This is a genomic window from Ruegeria sp. Ofav3-42 (assembly GCF_022347725.1).
In the GTDB taxonomy this organism is placed as follows: Bacteria; Pseudomonadota; Alphaproteobacteria; order Rhodobacterales; family Rhodobacteraceae; genus Ruegeria.
Genome location: NZ_JAKRGB010000003.1, coordinates 370,134 through 384,743, shown reverse-complemented (window position 1 = coordinate 384,743; position 14,610 = coordinate 370,134). Strand labels below are relative to the sequence as shown.

At 58.7% G+C, this 14,610-nt stretch carries 14 protein-coding genes; 11 read left to right on the top strand and 3 right to left on the bottom strand.

The window, feature by feature from the left end; all coding sequences use genetic code 11:
* Positions 1-68 precede the first annotated feature (68 nt).
* The 3 genes from MHN28_RS07275 to rpsD all read left to right on the top strand — a co-directional run bounded on the left by MHN28_RS07275 (position 69) and on the right by rpsD (position 3,861).
* Entirely contained in the window at positions 69-2,351 is a 2,283-nt protein-coding gene (locus MHN28_RS07275; protein WP_239337513.1) for an adenosylcobalamin-dependent ribonucleoside-diphosphate reductase, read from the top strand.
* 175 nt (positions 2,352-2,526) lie between these two features.
* Complete coding sequence (locus MHN28_RS07270) at positions 2,527-3,039, top strand: hypothetical protein (protein WP_239337511.1); 513 nt, start codon at positions 2,527-2,529, stop codon at positions 3,037-3,039.
* 201 nt (positions 3,040-3,240) lie between these two features.
* Positions 3,241-3,861: a 30S ribosomal protein S4 gene (gene rpsD / locus MHN28_RS07265; RefSeq protein WP_170763724.1), complete on the top strand. Its 621-nt coding sequence runs from the start codon at positions 3,241-3,243 to the stop codon at positions 3,859-3,861.
* Between the two features lie 58 nt (positions 3,862-3,919).
* Here rpsD and MHN28_RS07260 read toward each other — a convergent pair whose 3' ends face one another.
* Positions 3,920-4,201: a DUF1330 domain-containing protein gene (locus MHN28_RS07260; protein WP_239337509.1), complete on the bottom strand. Its 282-nt coding sequence runs from the start codon at positions 4,199-4,201 to the stop codon at positions 3,920-3,922.
* A 94-nt stretch (positions 4,202-4,295) separates the two neighbouring features.
* Between MHN28_RS07260 and MHN28_RS07255 the strand changes: the two genes are divergently transcribed.
* Positions 4,296-5,168, top strand: coding sequence for a LysR family transcriptional regulator (locus tag MHN28_RS07255; RefSeq protein WP_239337507.1), 873 nt, complete (start codon positions 4,296-4,298; stop codon positions 5,166-5,168).
* Here the strand turns inward: MHN28_RS07255 and MHN28_RS07250 are convergent, their stop codons facing one another.
* Positions 5,169-5,630: an Lrp/AsnC family transcriptional regulator gene (locus MHN28_RS07250; protein WP_239337506.1), complete on the bottom strand. Its 462-nt coding sequence runs from the start codon at positions 5,628-5,630 to the stop codon at positions 5,169-5,171.
* A 103-nt stretch (positions 5,631-5,733) separates the two neighbouring features.
* On the opposite strand from MHN28_RS07250, the gene MHN28_RS07245 reads away from it, so the two are divergent.
* From MHN28_RS07245 to MHN28_RS07230, 4 genes are all read left to right on the top strand, one after another.
* Positions 5,734-7,149, top strand: coding sequence for an aminotransferase class V-fold PLP-dependent enzyme (locus tag MHN28_RS07245; RefSeq protein ID WP_239337505.1), 1,416 nt, complete (start codon positions 5,734-5,736; stop codon positions 7,147-7,149).
* A gap of 64 nt (positions 7,150-7,213) precedes the next feature.
* Positions 7,214-8,299, top strand: coding sequence for a histidinol-phosphate transaminase (hisC, locus tag MHN28_RS07240; RefSeq protein WP_239337503.1), 1,086 nt, complete (start codon positions 7,214-7,216; stop codon positions 8,297-8,299).
* Positions 8,296-9,216, top strand: coding sequence for a prephenate/arogenate dehydrogenase family protein (locus tag MHN28_RS07235; protein ID WP_239337502.1), 921 nt, complete (start codon positions 8,296-8,298; stop codon positions 9,214-9,216). The genes hisC and MHN28_RS07235 overlap by 4 nt, the downstream gene beginning before the upstream one ends.
* Positions 9,213-10,061: an extensin family protein gene (locus MHN28_RS07230; protein ID WP_239337500.1), complete on the top strand. Its 849-nt coding sequence runs from the start codon at positions 9,213-9,215 to the stop codon at positions 10,059-10,061. Before MHN28_RS07235 ends, MHN28_RS07230 begins: the two co-directional genes overlap by 4 nt.
* Here MHN28_RS07230 and MHN28_RS07225 read toward each other — a convergent pair.
* Complete coding sequence (locus MHN28_RS07225) at positions 10,058-11,059, bottom strand: DUF2125 domain-containing protein (RefSeq protein WP_239337498.1); 1,002 nt, start codon at positions 11,057-11,059, stop codon at positions 10,058-10,060. The genes MHN28_RS07230 and MHN28_RS07225 overlap by 4 nt on opposite strands.
* Before the next feature lie 67 nt (positions 11,060-11,126).
* Between MHN28_RS07225 and MHN28_RS07220 the strand changes: the two genes are divergently transcribed.
* The 3 genes from MHN28_RS07220 (at position 11,127) to MHN28_RS07210 (ending at position 14,608) form a co-directional block, all read left to right on the top strand.
* Entirely contained in the window at positions 11,127-11,657 is a 531-nt protein-coding gene (locus MHN28_RS07220; RefSeq protein WP_239337496.1) for a gamma-glutamylcyclotransferase, read from the top strand.
* Between the two features lie 68 nt (positions 11,658-11,725).
* On the top strand, positions 11,726-12,904 hold the full coding sequence (locus MHN28_RS07215) for a biopolymer transporter ExbB (protein WP_239337494.1): 1,179 nt from the start codon (positions 11,726-11,728) through the stop codon (positions 12,902-12,904).
* A 3-nt stretch (positions 12,905-12,907) separates the two neighbouring features.
* Positions 12,908-14,608 carry a peptidoglycan -binding protein gene (locus tag MHN28_RS07210; RefSeq protein WP_239337492.1) on the top strand — a complete coding sequence of 567 codons (1,701 nt, stop codon included), beginning with the start codon at positions 12,908-12,910 and terminating at the stop codon, positions 14,606-14,608.
* Positions 14,609-14,610: the final 2 nt, after the last annotated feature.

Here is a 14,610-nt window from a genome sequence, read left to right as displayed (position 1 = left end):
TCAAGGTGTTGTGGTGCGCATGTGAATTGGGATAGTCTGGATACCTCTTTCAAGACAGGGAATCACCAATGAGCCGCTTTGCCGCCCCCATCGCCGAGCAGATCTGGGACATGAAATACCGCTTCAAACAGGCGGATGGCACGCCCATCGACCAGACCGTCGAGGACAGCTGGCGGCGCATCGCCCGCGATCTGGCGCGGGTAGAAAAGGATCAGGGCCATTGGGAAGAGAAATTCTACGAAGCGCTTGAAGACTTCAAATACCTCCCCGCCGGTCGTATCACTGCGGGTGCGGGTACGGCGCGTCAGGTGACCCTGTTCAATTGCTTTGTCATGGGCACCGTTCCCGATAGCATGGGCGGTATCTTCGACATGTTGAAAGAGGCCGCGCTGACCATGCAGCAGGGTGGGGGGATCGGTTATGATTTCTCGACCATCCGCCCTCGTGGCGCGGATGTGCACGGGGTAGCAGCAGATGCTTCAGGTCCGCTGTCGTTCATGGATGTGTGGGACGCGATGTGCCGCACGATCATGTCCGCAGGTTCGCGCCGCGGGGCGATGATGGCTACTATGCGCTGCGACCACCCTGACATCGAACACTTCATCACCGCCAAATCCGATCCGGCCCGCCTGCGTATGTTCAATATGTCGGTGCTGGTGACGGACGCCTTTATGGAGGCGGTCAAGGCCGATGGCCCGTGGGAACTGGTGTTCGGAGACAAGGTTTATCACACGGTTCAGGCGCGTGATCTGTGGAACAAGATCATGCAGGCAACCTATGACTATGCCGAACCGGGCGTGATTTTCATCGACCGCATCAACACGGCCAACAACCTTAGTTACGTGGAAACCATCGCGGCGACGAACCCCTGTGGCGAGCAACCTTTGCCGCCTTATGGTGCCTGTCTTCTGGGCTCGATCAATATGGCGCGTCTGGTCGCGGAGCCGTTTGAGAAGGGCGCACATCTGGACGAAGCCGCGATGCAGGAATTGGTCGCCACGGCTGTCCGGATGATGGACAACGTTGTGGATGCGTCGAAATTCCCGCTGCCCGAACAAGCCGCTGAGGCGCAGGCCAAACGCCGTATCGGTTTGGGTGTGACCGGGCTGGCGGACGCTCTGCTGATGTTGGGTCTGCGCTATGGGTCGGACGAAGCGGCGCGTCAGACAGAGCGCTGGTTGCACGCGATCGCCCGCGCCGCGTATCTGGCGTCGGTCGACTTGGCAAAGGAAAAGGGGGCGTTCCCCTTGTTCGACGCCGAGAAGTATCTGGCCAGCGGGACCATGCAGCAAATGGATGAAGACGTGCGCGACGCAATTCGTGAACATGGTATCCGCAACGCGTTGTTGACGTCGATTGCGCCCACCGGGACGATCTCGCTTTATGCCGGGAATGTGTCTTCGGGGATCGAGCCGGTGTTTGCCTATGCCTACACACGGAAAGTGCTGCAGAAAGACGGTTCGCGTACGGAAGAGGAAGTCGTGGATTACGCCGTGCAGATGTGGCGCGACAAGTTTGGCGACACGGATCTGCCGGATTACTTCGTCAACGCACAGACGCTGTCCCCATCCGATCACGTCAAGATGCAGGCGGCGGCGCAGAAATGGATCGACAGCTCGATCTCGAAGACGATCAACTGCCCTGAGGACATCAGCTTTGACGCCTTTAAGGATGTTTACATGCAGGCCTGGGATCAGGGATGCAAAGGGTGCACCACCTATCGTCCCAATGATGTGACCGGATCGGTCCTGACAGTGTCGGAGAGCGATGACAAGGCACCGGGAGAAAGCGCCGATGCCCCGCATGGGGTGGACGGCGGAGACGTGATTTACATGTCGGAGCCGTTGGACCGTCCGCAATCGCTGGAAGGGTCAACCTACAAGCTGAAATGGCCCGATAGCGAGCACGCGATTTACCTGACGATCAATGATATTGTGATCGGCGGCCGTCGTCGCCCGTTCGAGGTGTTCATCAACTCTAAGAACATGGAGCACTACGCCTGGACTTTGGCGCTAACGCGGATGATCTCGGCCGTCTTTCGGCGGGGTGGAGATGTGTCCTTTGTCGTCGAAGAACTGAAGGCTGTGTTCGATCCGCGGGGCGGTGCATGGGTGCAAGGAAAATACATCCCTTCGATTCTGGCAGCGATTGGTGGCGTGATCGAGCAACACATGATCAATATTGGCTTTCTTGAAGGTGAAGGCATGGGGTTGAAGTCCGATCCGCAGGCTCAGGTCGTCAACATGGACGCGCCTCGCGGTAAGGCCTGCCCGTCTTGCGGCCAGTTTGATATGGTGATGATCGAGGGCTGCATGACCTGCCGCAGCTGCGGACACTCAAAATGTGGTTGACGACTCTGTCGTTATCTCCCTAGGGTTGTATTGCGTATTGCCGGAGTCTCATTGTGAAATGACTCTCCGGCAACATTTTCGTGATTGCTGCATTTCCGTCTCTTTTCCGCCAGAATCTGCCCTGATAAGTGTAGTTCAGTGAGCAGTGATTTGTTGAAAGGTACAGGCGGGCACAATGAGAGCCGGGCATAGCGGTCGTATAGCCATTTCGTGGACGCAGACAGAGTTGGATGGGCTTGAGGCTGCGCCTCAGTCTTTTTTGAAGGTTGGTGCCGCATGGTCGTGGCGTGGACAGGCCCATTCGTTGACTGAATCCTCCCCACACAGTCTTGCGCTGTCGGGGCAGGCCCAAGAAATCACCGAAAAAATGTTGAAAAGCTTAGTGCCGTCGCTTGAAGTGGCTGATGGCGCAATGGCTGTTGTCGTTCTGACCAACGGAGCGCAGACGTTTACAGGGCATCTGTACTTGGTCACCGGCGAGGCAGATCCTGTGCTGGTTTTCGAAGACGGATGTCCTGCCCGAGATCAGGAATTCTGGATCGGCGCGTATACCGAGTTTGAAAATCAAAGCGATTCTATTCAGCTGGATCGAACTGTCGTCGCGTTCCCGACGCGGGCGCGGTCTGACGGGGACTGGGAAAAATCGGTTGATCGTCCTGCCGTTCGTGCCAGGACCATGGCGGACTGAGCGCACGAGCCGATCGGTTCTTTGAACATATAGCTAAACTTCCCAAGCCGTGTTGACTCTGCCAGTTCTGCAGATATAAGCGCGGCTTCATTGGTGTTGGTGGCCCCCGCAAGGGGATGCCTGTCATGGGGGAAACCTCAAGAGGACAACGCCCTTCATAGTGGCCTGAACTGGCCTCGACCTAAACGAAGGAGATCAGCCGTGACCAAACGCACGTCTGCCAAGTACAAAATCGACCGCCGGATGGGCGAAAACATCTGGGGCCGTCCGAAATCCCCGATCAACCGTCGTGAATATGGCCCCGGCCAGCACGGTCAGCGCCGCAAGGGCAAACTGTCGGACTTCGGTCTGCAGCTGCGCGCCAAGCAGAAGCTGAAAGGCTACTACGGCGACCTGACCGAGAAGCAGTTCCGCCGCATCTACGCCGAAGCCGAGCGTGTCAAAGGCGACACCGGTGAAAACCTGATCGGTCTGCTGGAGCGCCGTCTGGACGCCGTCGTTTACCGCGCCAAGTTCGTCCCGACCGTGTTTGCTGCACGTCAGTTCGTGAACCACGGCCACGTCAAAGTGAACGGCAAGCGGGTCAACATCCCGTCCTACCGCGTCAAAGAAGGCGACGTGATCGAAGTACGTGACAAGTCCAAGCAACTGGCTGTTGTTCTGGAAGCAGTTGCTCTGGCCGAGCGTGATGTTCCTGACTACATCGACGCCGACCACTCGAAAATGACCGCGACCTTCGTTCGTGCACCGGGCCTGGGCGATGTGCCTTACCCGGTCATGATGGAACCGAACCTGGTCGTCGAATTCTACGCGAAGAACTGATCTTCGCCGATCCGACTGGAATTCAGAGCCGCGCTACCCAGCGCGGCTCTTTTTCTTTTCAGCCCAGCAATACGATATCCGACGCGCCGGTGCTGCGGCGCAGATCGTGCACGTCTTTCAGTTCCGGGTCGTTGATCCAGCCAAGTGCTGCGTCCTTGTCCGGAAAGGACAGAAGGGCTGCAACGTCGGGCAAATCGGGGGTGCCGTCCAACGCTGTTGTGTCGGCTGTGGCCTGTTCGACCTTGCCGCCGTGACGGGCCAGGGCGGGGCCTGCCTGCTCGCGATAGGCGGCCAGAGCATCGGGGTTTTCTACTGTGAGTTTGGCGTATGCGTAGATCATGGTTTTTGTCCTCAATTACGTGATACAAAGCTAGGTTTCGTGTTGGCCTGCGAAAACGCGTGCTTTTGCATCCTTCGTATGCGATTTTGCACGTATGAATATGCACTGGGATGATTATCGCGCTGTTTTGACGGTTGTTCGCAGGCGGACCTTGTCTGCTGCCGCTGAGGATCTGGGCGTAAACTATACCACCGTTGCGCGCCGCATTTCCCGGGCAGAGAGCGCGACAGGAGAGGTCTTGTTCGAACGATTGGCTGACGGGTATCGGCCTACTGAGGCGGGCAAACTGGTTGCCCGCCATGCGGCCGAGATGGAGAGCGCAGAGCATGCCATGCTGCGCGGGTTGTCCGGCCGCGACGAAAAGCTGGAAGGAGAGCTGACGCTAACCGCGCCCCAGCTGCTGATCGCGCAGGTTTTGGCTCCGGTTTTGGATGCGTTCAGCAAACAGCATCCCGACGTTACCCTGCGGGTCCGAGCGGCTAACGAGATCCTCGACCTCAACAAGCGCGAGGCCGATATCGCCATCCGTATCAGTCGCAATCCTGGCGATACATTGAAAGGCTTGCGCCTGGCCGAGCAACATGCGGCCAGCTTTGCCGCACCTGAACTGGCCGAGCGAATTGCCAATGACCCAGAGGGCGTCGTGGATTGGTTGGTTTACGAACGTCGGCAGGACCTGCCTGAACATGTTCGCGCGTCACGCCCCGGATCGCGTATCAAGATGCGGTTTGATGACATGGTCGCTATGTCCGCCGCTGCGCAGGCAGGGTTGGGCGTGGTCAGGATGCCCGTTTTTTTGGGGCGGTCACTGCAGGGGCTGGTTCAGGTGCCTGAGTTTAAAACGCACCCCTACGCAGACATTTGGATTGTCGCGCATCCGGACGTTTGGCCCTCGGCAAAGCTGGAGGCATTTCGCGCCATTGTCGTCCCATACTTTCGCGAAAATCGCCCGCTGTTTGAGGCCTGATCAAATCGGCAGAGGACGCCCTTCAGCGATGGCTTCCATCGCGAAGTAGGACGTCACGCTGTCCAGTTCGACCTTATCGATTAGTCGCTGATAGACCTTGTCATAGGATGCCATGTCCTGCGTAACGACCTTCAATTGATAGTCATAGTCGCCTCCGATGCGGTGGAAATCCACAACCTCGGGGATCGTCAGAACATGACTGCGAAAGGCCTGCAGCCATTCTGCAGAATGATGCCGGGTGCGCAGCATTACGAAGACCACAAGGCTCAACCCGAGTTTCTCTCGCGCGATGCGTGCGGTGGAGCCGGTAATGACGCCGTTCTCATTCAATGCCTTAAGCCGCCGCCAGCAAGCGTTTTGTGACAACCCGACACGATCCGCCAGCTCGCGCTGAGACAGCGTTGCGTCTGTTTGAAGCTCGCGCAGAATGCGTTTGTAAATATGATCTAAATTTTCGCCCATTCCGAAGCATATGACACAACAAACAAGAAATCTATCCAAAGAAAGGTGAAGTTTTTGCACTGCTTCTCAATCATATTTGATACTGCAATACGGAGATATTCCCATGACCTTGTCCAAATTTCGCGCAGACCTCCAATCCACCACTCGCAATTCAACCCTGCGCGATGGGCTGATCGGAGAGAATGTTCTGATCCCTGGTCTGAACGGGGACGTGCCGCTGGTCTATGCGGATTACGTCGCTTCGGGTCGTGCGATGCGGCAGGTTGAGGATTTTGTCGCCCACGAGGTGCTGCCTTTCTATGCCAACAGCCATACCGAAGCCTCCTATTGCGGGTCTTACATGACCCGTCTGCGCCGCGAAGCGCGCGCAGAAATAGCCCGCATAGTTGGAGCGAGGGGAGAGGACGCGGTGATCTTTACCGGGTCCGGCGCCACTGCGGGTCTTAACCGGCTGGTCAGTTTGATGGGAGTTGATGGGGCTGACCGGCCGGTTGTCTTGATCGGGCCTTACGAGCATCATTCCAACATTCTGCCGTGGCGCGAAAGCAAGGCGCAGGTGATTGAAATCCCCGAAGCGCCGGAAGGCGGTGTCGATCTGTCAGCGCTTGAAAAAGCACTGGTTGAGAACGCCGACTCTGATTTGATCATCGGGTCCTTTTCGGCGGCATCCAACGTGACGGGTATCATCACTGATCCGGATCCGATCACCCGTCTGCTCAAGTCTCATGGGGCTGTTTCGATCTGGGATTACGCTGGCGGTGGACCTTACTTGCCGATGGATATGGGGCCAGAGGATGCGCGCAAGGACGCCATCGTTGTTTCCCCACACAAGTTTCCGGGTGGCCCGGGCGCGTCCGGTGTGTTGATCGTCAACGAGAACGCGGTGCGGCGCACATGCCCCAGTTGGCCCGGTGGCGGCACTGTCAGTTTCGTTTCGCCCTGGCGGCATGATTACAGTGAAGATCTGGCAACGCGTGAAGAGGCCGGAACGCCTAACGTGATCGGCGATATCCGCGCAGCGCTGGCCTTCATCGTCAAGGATGTCGTCGGTACGGACGAGATTGCCAAACGCGAAGCGCGGTACAACGAGATGGCCTTGAAAGGGTGGGGCGACAATCCGAACCTGACCTTGCTGGGCACAGACAACCCGCACCGTCTGCCGATCTATTCCTTCCTTGTGCGGGACAATTCCGGCAAGCCAGTGCATCAGCAACTGTTCACCCGGATGCTCAGCGACATTTACGGCATTCAGGCGCGTGGCGGCTGTGCTTGTGCCGGGCCATATGCGCATCGCCTGCTGGGTATCGACCGCGAAACGTCGAATGAACTGCATGCCGCCCTTTCCGCCGGGGAAGAGATGAAGAAACCCGGTTGGGTGCGGCTGAATTTCTCGTACCTGATGAGCGAGGAAACGGTTCAGTTCATCATTGACAGCGTCAATGACCTGTCCCACCGGACCGAGGAATTCACACGCTTTTACAACGCGGACCCGGCGACGGCCCGCTTCAAGGCGGCGTGACGGAATTGCCGCTTTTCTCAACCCGTTGAGACAGGTATGAGAGGCTCCAACAACGGAGCCTCTTATGAACAAGATCACCCCACAACCCGGCATTATGGACATCGCCCTCTACCAGGGCGGTCAGTCGCATGTGGCGGGGGTGGAGCATGTGATCAAGCTCAGCTCGAACGAGAACCCGTTCGGCCCGGGCCCCAAGGCGATCGAAGCTGTACGGGAAAGCGCGGAAACCCTGCATCGTTATCCCAGCACCGACCACGCCAGCCTGCGCGCGGCGATTGGTGAGCGTCACGGGCTGGACCCGGCACGGATCATTTGCGGCGTCGGCAGTGACGAGGTCCTGCAATTCATCGCTCAGGCTTATGCGGGGCCGGGGGATGAGGTGATTTATACCGAGCACGGGTTTTCGATGTACCCGATCATCGCCCGCATGGCCGGTGCGTCGCCAATTATGGTGGCCGAACGCGAGCGTCATGTGGACGTCGACAATATTCTGGCTGCGGTGACCGGGAAGACCCGCATCGTTTTCGTGACCAACCCGGGCAACCCGACTTCGACCATGATCCCCGAGGCTAAACTGGTCCGGTTGGCCGAGGCGCTGCCACCGACCTGCCTGATGGTGATAGACGGTGCATATGCCGAGTTTGTCGATGGGTTCGACGGTGGCGCATCTCTGGTGGATCAGTTCGAAAACGTGATCATGACACGGACCTTCTCGAAGGTCTACGGCTTGGGCGGCATGCGGGTTGGCTGGGGATATGCAGCACAGTCAATCATCGATGTGCTGAACCGGGTGCGTCAGCCGTTTAACCTGTCCTTGACCGCTTTGGCGGCAGCAGAGGCTGCTGTGAAAGACGTGGAGTTTCTGTCTTTCTGTCAGGCCGAAAATGCGCGTCTGCGGGCGTGGCTGTCCGAAGAACTGGCCAAGATCGGAGTACCTTCGGACGCGTCCTGCACCAATTTCATCCTCGCCCGCTTGGCCGATCAGGCCGAGGCTGAGGCGTGTGATGAGTATCTCAAAACCCAGGGTTTGATCGTGCGTCGCGTAGCGGGCTACAACCTGCCGAATGCCCTGCGTATCACCGTGGGCGATGAAGAAGCCTGTCGCCGAGTTGTTGCGGCCATCACTGCGTTCAAAGGGGGCGTCGCATGAGCCAAGTTTACGACCGTGTGGCCCTGATCGGGCTGGGCCTGATCGCCTCGTCCATGTTCTGGGCGATAAAACGCGCAGGGCTTGCGGGCGAAGTGACCGGCTATGCCCGGTCTGAGTCTACGCGCGAAACGGCCCGACAGATCGGCCTGTGCGACCGCGTATGTGACACCGCGAAAGAGGCGGTTGAGGGCGCCGACCTTGTCGTGCTTTGCGTGCCAGTTGGCGCGATGGGGGCCGTTGCCGAGGATATTGCGCCAGCCCTGAAATCCGGGGCAACGGTAACAGATGTGGGATCGGTTAAGCGGCACGTCATCCAAGCTGTGTCCCCACATATTCCCGAAGGTGTGCATTTCATCCCCGCGCACCCATTGGCCGGGACCGAACACTCCGGCCCTGAGTCAGGTTTTGCCGAGCTGTTCGACAACCGCTGGTGCCTGCTGGTTCCAGTCGAAGGCTCTGACCCGAATGCAATTGCCCGTCTGCGCGCGCTGTGGGAAGGCATGGGGTCAAACGTGGATGAGATGGATGCGGATCACCACGATCTGGTTCTGGCGGTCACATCGCACGCGCCACACCTGATCGCTTACACAATGGTGGGCGTGGCCGACGACCTGCGCCGGGTGACGGATACAGAAGTCATCAAGTATTCCGCCGCGGGTTTTCGGGACTTTACCCGTATCGCGGCCTCGGACCCGACCATGTGGCGGGACGTGTTCCTGACCAACAAAGACGCGACGTTGGAGATCCTCGGCCGATTCACCGAAGAGCTGTTCGCCTTGCAGCGCGCAATCAGAACAGGTGACGGCGAGCAATTATTCGACTATTTCACTCGCACACGCGCGATCCGGCGCGGGATCATCGACGCCGGACAGGATACGGATGCGCCCGATTTCGGACGGGGAAAAGCGAACCCATGAGACACGGCTGGAGAACCTTTCTGATCGGACTGGCGGCGATTTGCGCCTCATCTTCTCAGGCGGGCTCTCCGAAAAGCTCTCTGTTCCCGGTGTCGCGGCCCGACGCAGCTCCGGTGGTGGAAGCCGTCGCTTTTCTAAGTGCAGCGCCGCAGACGGCGCTGCCGAACATGCGCCCAGAATTGCGCCCGGTTTCACCCCAGGTGCTGGCCGTTGCAGCCCGTCCGTCCAACTTGCCACTGCTTGGGCCGGACACTTCGCTTATGCCATACCTACGACCGAAATCTCTTGAGCAAGAGGCCTTTTTCAAACGGCGAAAGCTGCGAAAAGGATCGGTCTGCGGTGACATTGATATTCAGGGCAAACCGATGGGCAAAGTGCCGGGCAAGATAAAGGCCTGCGGTATCAAAGACGCTGTTCAGATTACATCGGTGTCGGGTGTCACGTTAAGCCGACCATCCACGATGGATTGTGGAACGGCCGTTGCGCTGAACAATTGGGTCGAAAAAACGGTCAAGCCGACATTCAAGCGGCGCGGGCCTGTGGTCGAGTTGCAGGTCGCCGCGCATTACGCTTGTCGGACACGCAACAACCGCAAGGGCGCACGCATTTCCGAACATGGGAAGGGCCGGGCAATCGACATCTCGGCCTTTAAAATGGCTGATGGAGAGGTGGTGACGGTCCTGAATGGGTGGCGCAAGAACCCGTCGCAAAACCAGTTGATAAAGGTCTGGCGCGGGGCGTGCGGGCCGTTTGGCACCGTTTTGGGGCCGAATGCCGACCGCTACCACCGCGACCATTTCCATCTGGACACTGCCCGCCACCGCCGCGGGCCATACTGTCGTTAGCGCAGGATCAGATGCGGCGCTGGCCCAAGTGGCAGGGGACCAAGTGCCACGAACCCATCCCGGAAGTTCAATTGCAGGTCCAGCGTCTTTGGATTCCCTCCCAGCCCGGCCATGAAATTCAGCGCCCGCGTCACCGGATCGACGGCCTGATCGGGCAGAGCGCCTGCCGCGTTTGCCATGGCAATCATATCCCGCCAATTCTCGGCCTTGATCGCAATTTCACCCGAGGGAATGCCCTGTGCGTCAACGTCCAGCTTACCCGCCGCAAACAGGCGCAATTCGCCCCACTTCATCTCGGCCAGTTGCAGATCGATCTTCACCGGTTGCGGTCTGCTCTGCTCTAGGGCTGTTCGATCCCAGGCTTTGTCGAACGTGACTGTCATGTCCATCTCAAGCGTTTCAAACGCCTGAGGCAGAGTTGTGGCAGACCGCATTAGCTCTCGCAGATCGTCCCCTGGCGTGAACCCATCGATCCGGGCGCCGACTGTATATGCCTCAGGAATTGATGTTTGCTCCATGATCAACGTAAGCGTGTTGCCCCCCGCCAAAGCTTCGGCTTCGTCCGTGATCGACCACGGACCTGCGGTCAGTGCCATCTTTTCCAACACCAGCGCGACACCTGGCCGTAACTGCAACTCGGCCTGCAGATCATTGGCTTCAATGGTTGCGGTCTGGTCGAAATAGGAAAGGCGCTGAGGCGTGTCGGCAAAGCGCAGCACCTGCCGACCCGGCCAGATTGAGGGGCTTTGGAACTCGATCCAATCCGCGCTCCAGGCCGTGCCATTCACTGGGTCGGCCAGGGCCGGGCTGTTCAGGTGCGTTACGTGATGAAACGGATACCCAGCGGTTGAGACATCCGAAAATTCCGCCTGCCAGCCTCTTTCCTGCTGCTTGTCGAACCATGTGGTAATCGCGTTTCGCAATCCGAATCCGGCGACGAACCAATAGGCGCTCCAGACAACGGTTACAAAAATGATCACTCGTATAAGACCGCGCATGGCAGTTGGCCCTTTTTCCCGCGTTGAAATTGATGTTTATAGGCGCAAACGGGCAAGGACCAGAGCTATGACGATGTGGGTTTTCGGATATGGATCACTGCTGTGGAATCCGGGCTTTCCCGTGGCCCGCAGTGAGCACGCCACTTTGCATGGCTATGCGCGGTCCTTTTGCATGAGCTCGATCCACCATCGCGGAACCGAAGAACACCCTGGTCTTGTACTGGCGCTGGACGAACAAGCGGATGCCAACTGCACAGGTCTGGCGCTCGCGGTTGAGGCGGGGCATGAAGACAGAACTTTGCAGGAATTGCGCGAGCGTGAACTGATTTCCTCGGCCTATGTAGAGAAGATGCTGGATGTGCATTTGAACAGTGGCGTGGTCGTCAACGCAGTGACCTACGTGATCGATGCTGACCACGTGCAATATTGCGGTGGCCTGCCACTTGAGGAGCAAGCACAGATCATCGCTCATGCGGTTGGTGGGCGTGGGCCGAATACGGAATATCTGTATAACACGGCCGAACATCTGGCTGAGATCGACCTGCACGATCCTGATCTTGAGTGGTTAGCGCAACGGGTGCGCAACATCACCGCATAAACCCTTGGCGTCACCGGCTGATTTTCGCTAGATTCGGGCCAGAGCAGGCAAATTCAGGATCAACGCGCATGGCGCAGGCACATCAGGGCGCGAGACCCCATTTCTCGCATCCCATTCGACAGATTGTGATGATGTTAGTCGCAATTGGCCTGGCAGGCTTGGGCGTCTTCATGGCGCTGCCCTATGTCATGCCGGTTTTTCAGGCAAACCCTTACCTGAACGGCTTTATCATTCTGGTGTTTGTGATCGGCGTATTCGCCTGTTTCTATCAGGTGACGCAATTGATCGGTTCGGTCCGCTGGATTGAGGCTTTTGTCGGCGGTGTCGTCCGCGAAGATGCCCGTACGCCGCAACTACTGGCGCCGCTGGCCTCGCTGCTGCGGGAACGGGGCGCGAGATCGCAGATCAGTTCAACGTCCACCCGCTCGATTTTGGATTCGGTTGCTGAACGGGTCGAGGAAGAGCGTGAGATCACGCGTTATATCACCAACGTACTGATTTATCTGGGTCTTTTGGGCACGTTCTTTGGTCTGGCAACCACGGTTCCTGCTATCGTTGACACGATTCGCAGCCTGAACCCGCAAGAGGGTGAAGAAGGCCTGGCCGTGTTCAACCGCCTGATGGTTGGACTTGAGGCGCAGTTGCAAGGCATGGGCGTGGCATTCGGTTCATCCCTTTTGGGTTTGGCCGGATCACTGATCGTGGGGCTGCTGGAACTGTTTGCGGGCCATGGCCAGAACCGGTTCTACCGCGAGCTTGAGGAATGGCTGTCGTCGATCACTCGGGTTGGCTTTGCCGCAGGGGACGAGGGCGGTGCGGAGATCGCCGTGCTGACGCCCGTTCTGGATGCCATGTCCGAACAGATGGACGCGCTGCAGGATCTGTTCTCGGCGCAGGAAGCGGACCGGGCTACGGTTTCGTCCAAGTTGGGTCAGTTGGCCGACGCCATCGGTGAAATGAATGTTCGGCAGTCCGATAGCGAAGGTGTAACAGCCGCACTGGAACGCGTCGCGCTTGGTCAGGATGCGCTGCTGGATCACATGCGCGAACAGGGCACTGGTGATGGCATCGACGCCGAAAGCCGGATGCGTCTGCGATCGATGGACGTGCAACTGCTGCGTATTCTCGAAGAAATCTCGGCTGGCCGTCAGGAAAGCATGAGCGAGATGCGCAAGGATATCGAACTGCTGGTCAAAGCTCTGACATTACCTCGAGGCGCCGTACGCACCGCTCCGGAAGGAGAGTAACTTATGGCTCTGTCCCGCCGCACAGGTCAGCGTTTTCAAGGGTCGGTTTGGCCGGGCTTTGTTGACGCGATCACAGGGCTGTTGATGGTGCTGACCTTTGTTCTGACCATCTTCATGGTGGTGCAGTTCGTGTTGCGCGAAACCATTTCCGGGCAAGAGGACGAACTGACCGCGCTGTCCGATGAGGTCGCAGCGCTGGCAGGGGCGTTGGGTCTGGAAGAGCGCGAAAACAGCCGGTTGCAAGCCCGTCTTGGGGCGCTGAATGCAACCTTGTCGCAAACCGAAGATTCTCTGGCGCGGGCCGAAGTGGATCTGGCCCTGTCGCAGGCGCGCATCACCGATTTCGAAGCTCAGGTTACCGCATTGCTGGCCGATCAGGAGCGGGCGCGCGGTGCAATCGCCACGCTGGAATCCCAGCAAGCGGAATTGCTGGATGAACAGCAGGCGCTGAATCTGGCATTGGCGCAAAGCCGGGCCGAGATTGACGAACAGACCGAAGCTGCGCGGCTTGCTGCAGCCCAACGTGAGGCGCTGGAAGCTCTAGTCGCGGACCTTGAACAGAGCGAAACGACTCAGGCCACACGGATCGGAGAGCTGGAGGAGCAGATGAGCGCGGAAGAGGCCGCCAAACTGGCCGAGGCAGCTGCTGCCGAAAACCTGCGCAATCGGCTACAGGATGCCGACGCCGAACTGACAGCCATGACGCTGGCTCTGGAAGCGCAGCGTAAAGAGGCCGAGGATACGCTGACATTGCTGGCGGCTGCGCGGGCCGCCAAAGCGGAACTCGAACGCCAGTTTGGTGCGTTGAACACCGAAGAGTTGCGGGACCAGCTACAGGCCGCACTCGCAGCGCAAACCGAAGCACAGGCCGAAGCGCAAACCCAACGATCGCTGGCGGAAGAGCGTGCGGCCCTGTTGGCTGTTGCCCGCGATGCGATTTCCGCCGAGAAGGAGATTTCCGCCGAAGCGCAACGCGAAACTGCATTGCTGAACCAACAGATGGCTGCGCTGCGCCAACAGCTGGGCGGGTTGCAAGCGATTCTGGATGACTATGAAGAACGGAATGCCGCCGCCGATATCCGCATTCAGACGCTGGGTCAGGACCTGAACGCAGCGCTGGCCCGCGCCGCCTCGGAAGAGCGTCGTCGTCGTCTGCTGGAAGAGGCCGAACGCGCACGGCTGGAGGCCGAGGCCGAAGCTCTGTCTGGTCAGAACGAGGAACTGGCTGCTCAAGCCGAAGATCTGCAGCGCTACCGCTCGGAGTTCTTTGGCCGTCTGCGTGATGTTCTGGGAGACGAGGAAGGTGTTCGTATCGAAGGCGACCGCTTTGTGTTCTCATCGGAAGTACTGTTCGACACAGGCTCGGCCGTTTTGTCACCGATTGGGCGGCAAGAGGTTGCAAAGGTGGCCAACATCCTGCGCGGCGTGGCGGCCGAAATCCCCGAAGGCCTGAACTGGGTGATCCGCGTCGATGGTCACACGGACAACGTGCCGCTGGCTGGGTCCGGCCGGTACCGCGACAACTGGGAACTCAGCCAGGGCAGAGCTTTGTCGGTGGTGCGGTACATGGTCGAAGCGCTGGGCATCCCGCCAAACCGGCTCGCCGCCAATGGGTTTGGTGAGTTCCAGCCCGTCAATCCGGCGGATACGCCGGAGGCGCGGGCGCAAAACCGGCGGATCGAGCTGAAACTCACCGAAAGGTAACA

What these genes read in the sequence shown, in the direction of transcription:
- MHN28_RS07275 (WP_239337513.1), top strand. Translation starts at nt 69, where the DNA reads ATGAGCCGCTTTGCCGCCCCCATCGCCGAGCAGATCTGGGACATGAAA.
- MHN28_RS07270 (WP_239337511.1), top strand. Translation starts at nt 2,527, where the DNA reads ATGAGAGCCGGGCATAGCGGTCGTATAGCCATTTCGTGGACGCAGACA.
- MHN28_RS07260 (WP_239337509.1), bottom strand. Translation starts at nt 4,201, where the DNA reads ATGATCTACGCATACGCCAAACTCACAGTAGAAAACCCCGATGCTCTG.
- MHN28_RS07255 (WP_239337507.1), top strand. Translation starts at nt 4,296, where the DNA reads ATGAATATGCACTGGGATGATTATCGCGCTGTTTTGACGGTTGTTCGC.
- MHN28_RS07250 (WP_239337506.1), bottom strand. Translation starts at nt 5,630, where the DNA reads ATGGGCGAAAATTTAGATCATATTTACAAACGCATTCTGCGCGAGCTT.
- MHN28_RS07245 (WP_239337505.1), top strand. Translation starts at nt 5,734, where the DNA reads ATGACCTTGTCCAAATTTCGCGCAGACCTCCAATCCACCACTCGCAAT.
- hisC (WP_239337503.1), top strand. Translation starts at nt 7,214, where the DNA reads ATGAACAAGATCACCCCACAACCCGGCATTATGGACATCGCCCTCTAC.
- MHN28_RS07235 (WP_239337502.1), top strand. Translation starts at nt 8,296, where the DNA reads ATGAGCCAAGTTTACGACCGTGTGGCCCTGATCGGGCTGGGCCTGATC.
- MHN28_RS07230 (WP_239337500.1), top strand. Translation starts at nt 9,213, where the DNA reads ATGAGACACGGCTGGAGAACCTTTCTGATCGGACTGGCGGCGATTTGC.
- MHN28_RS07225 (WP_239337498.1), bottom strand. Translation starts at nt 11,059, where the DNA reads ATGCGCGGTCTTATACGAGTGATCATTTTTGTAACCGTTGTCTGGAGC.
- MHN28_RS07220 (WP_239337496.1), top strand. Translation starts at nt 11,127, where the DNA reads ATGACGATGTGGGTTTTCGGATATGGATCACTGCTGTGGAATCCGGGC.
- MHN28_RS07215 (WP_239337494.1), top strand. Translation starts at nt 11,726, where the DNA reads ATGGCGCAGGCACATCAGGGCGCGAGACCCCATTTCTCGCATCCCATT.
- MHN28_RS07210 (WP_239337492.1), top strand. Translation starts at nt 12,908, where the DNA reads ATGGCTCTGTCCCGCCGCACAGGTCAGCGTTTTCAAGGGTCGGTTTGG.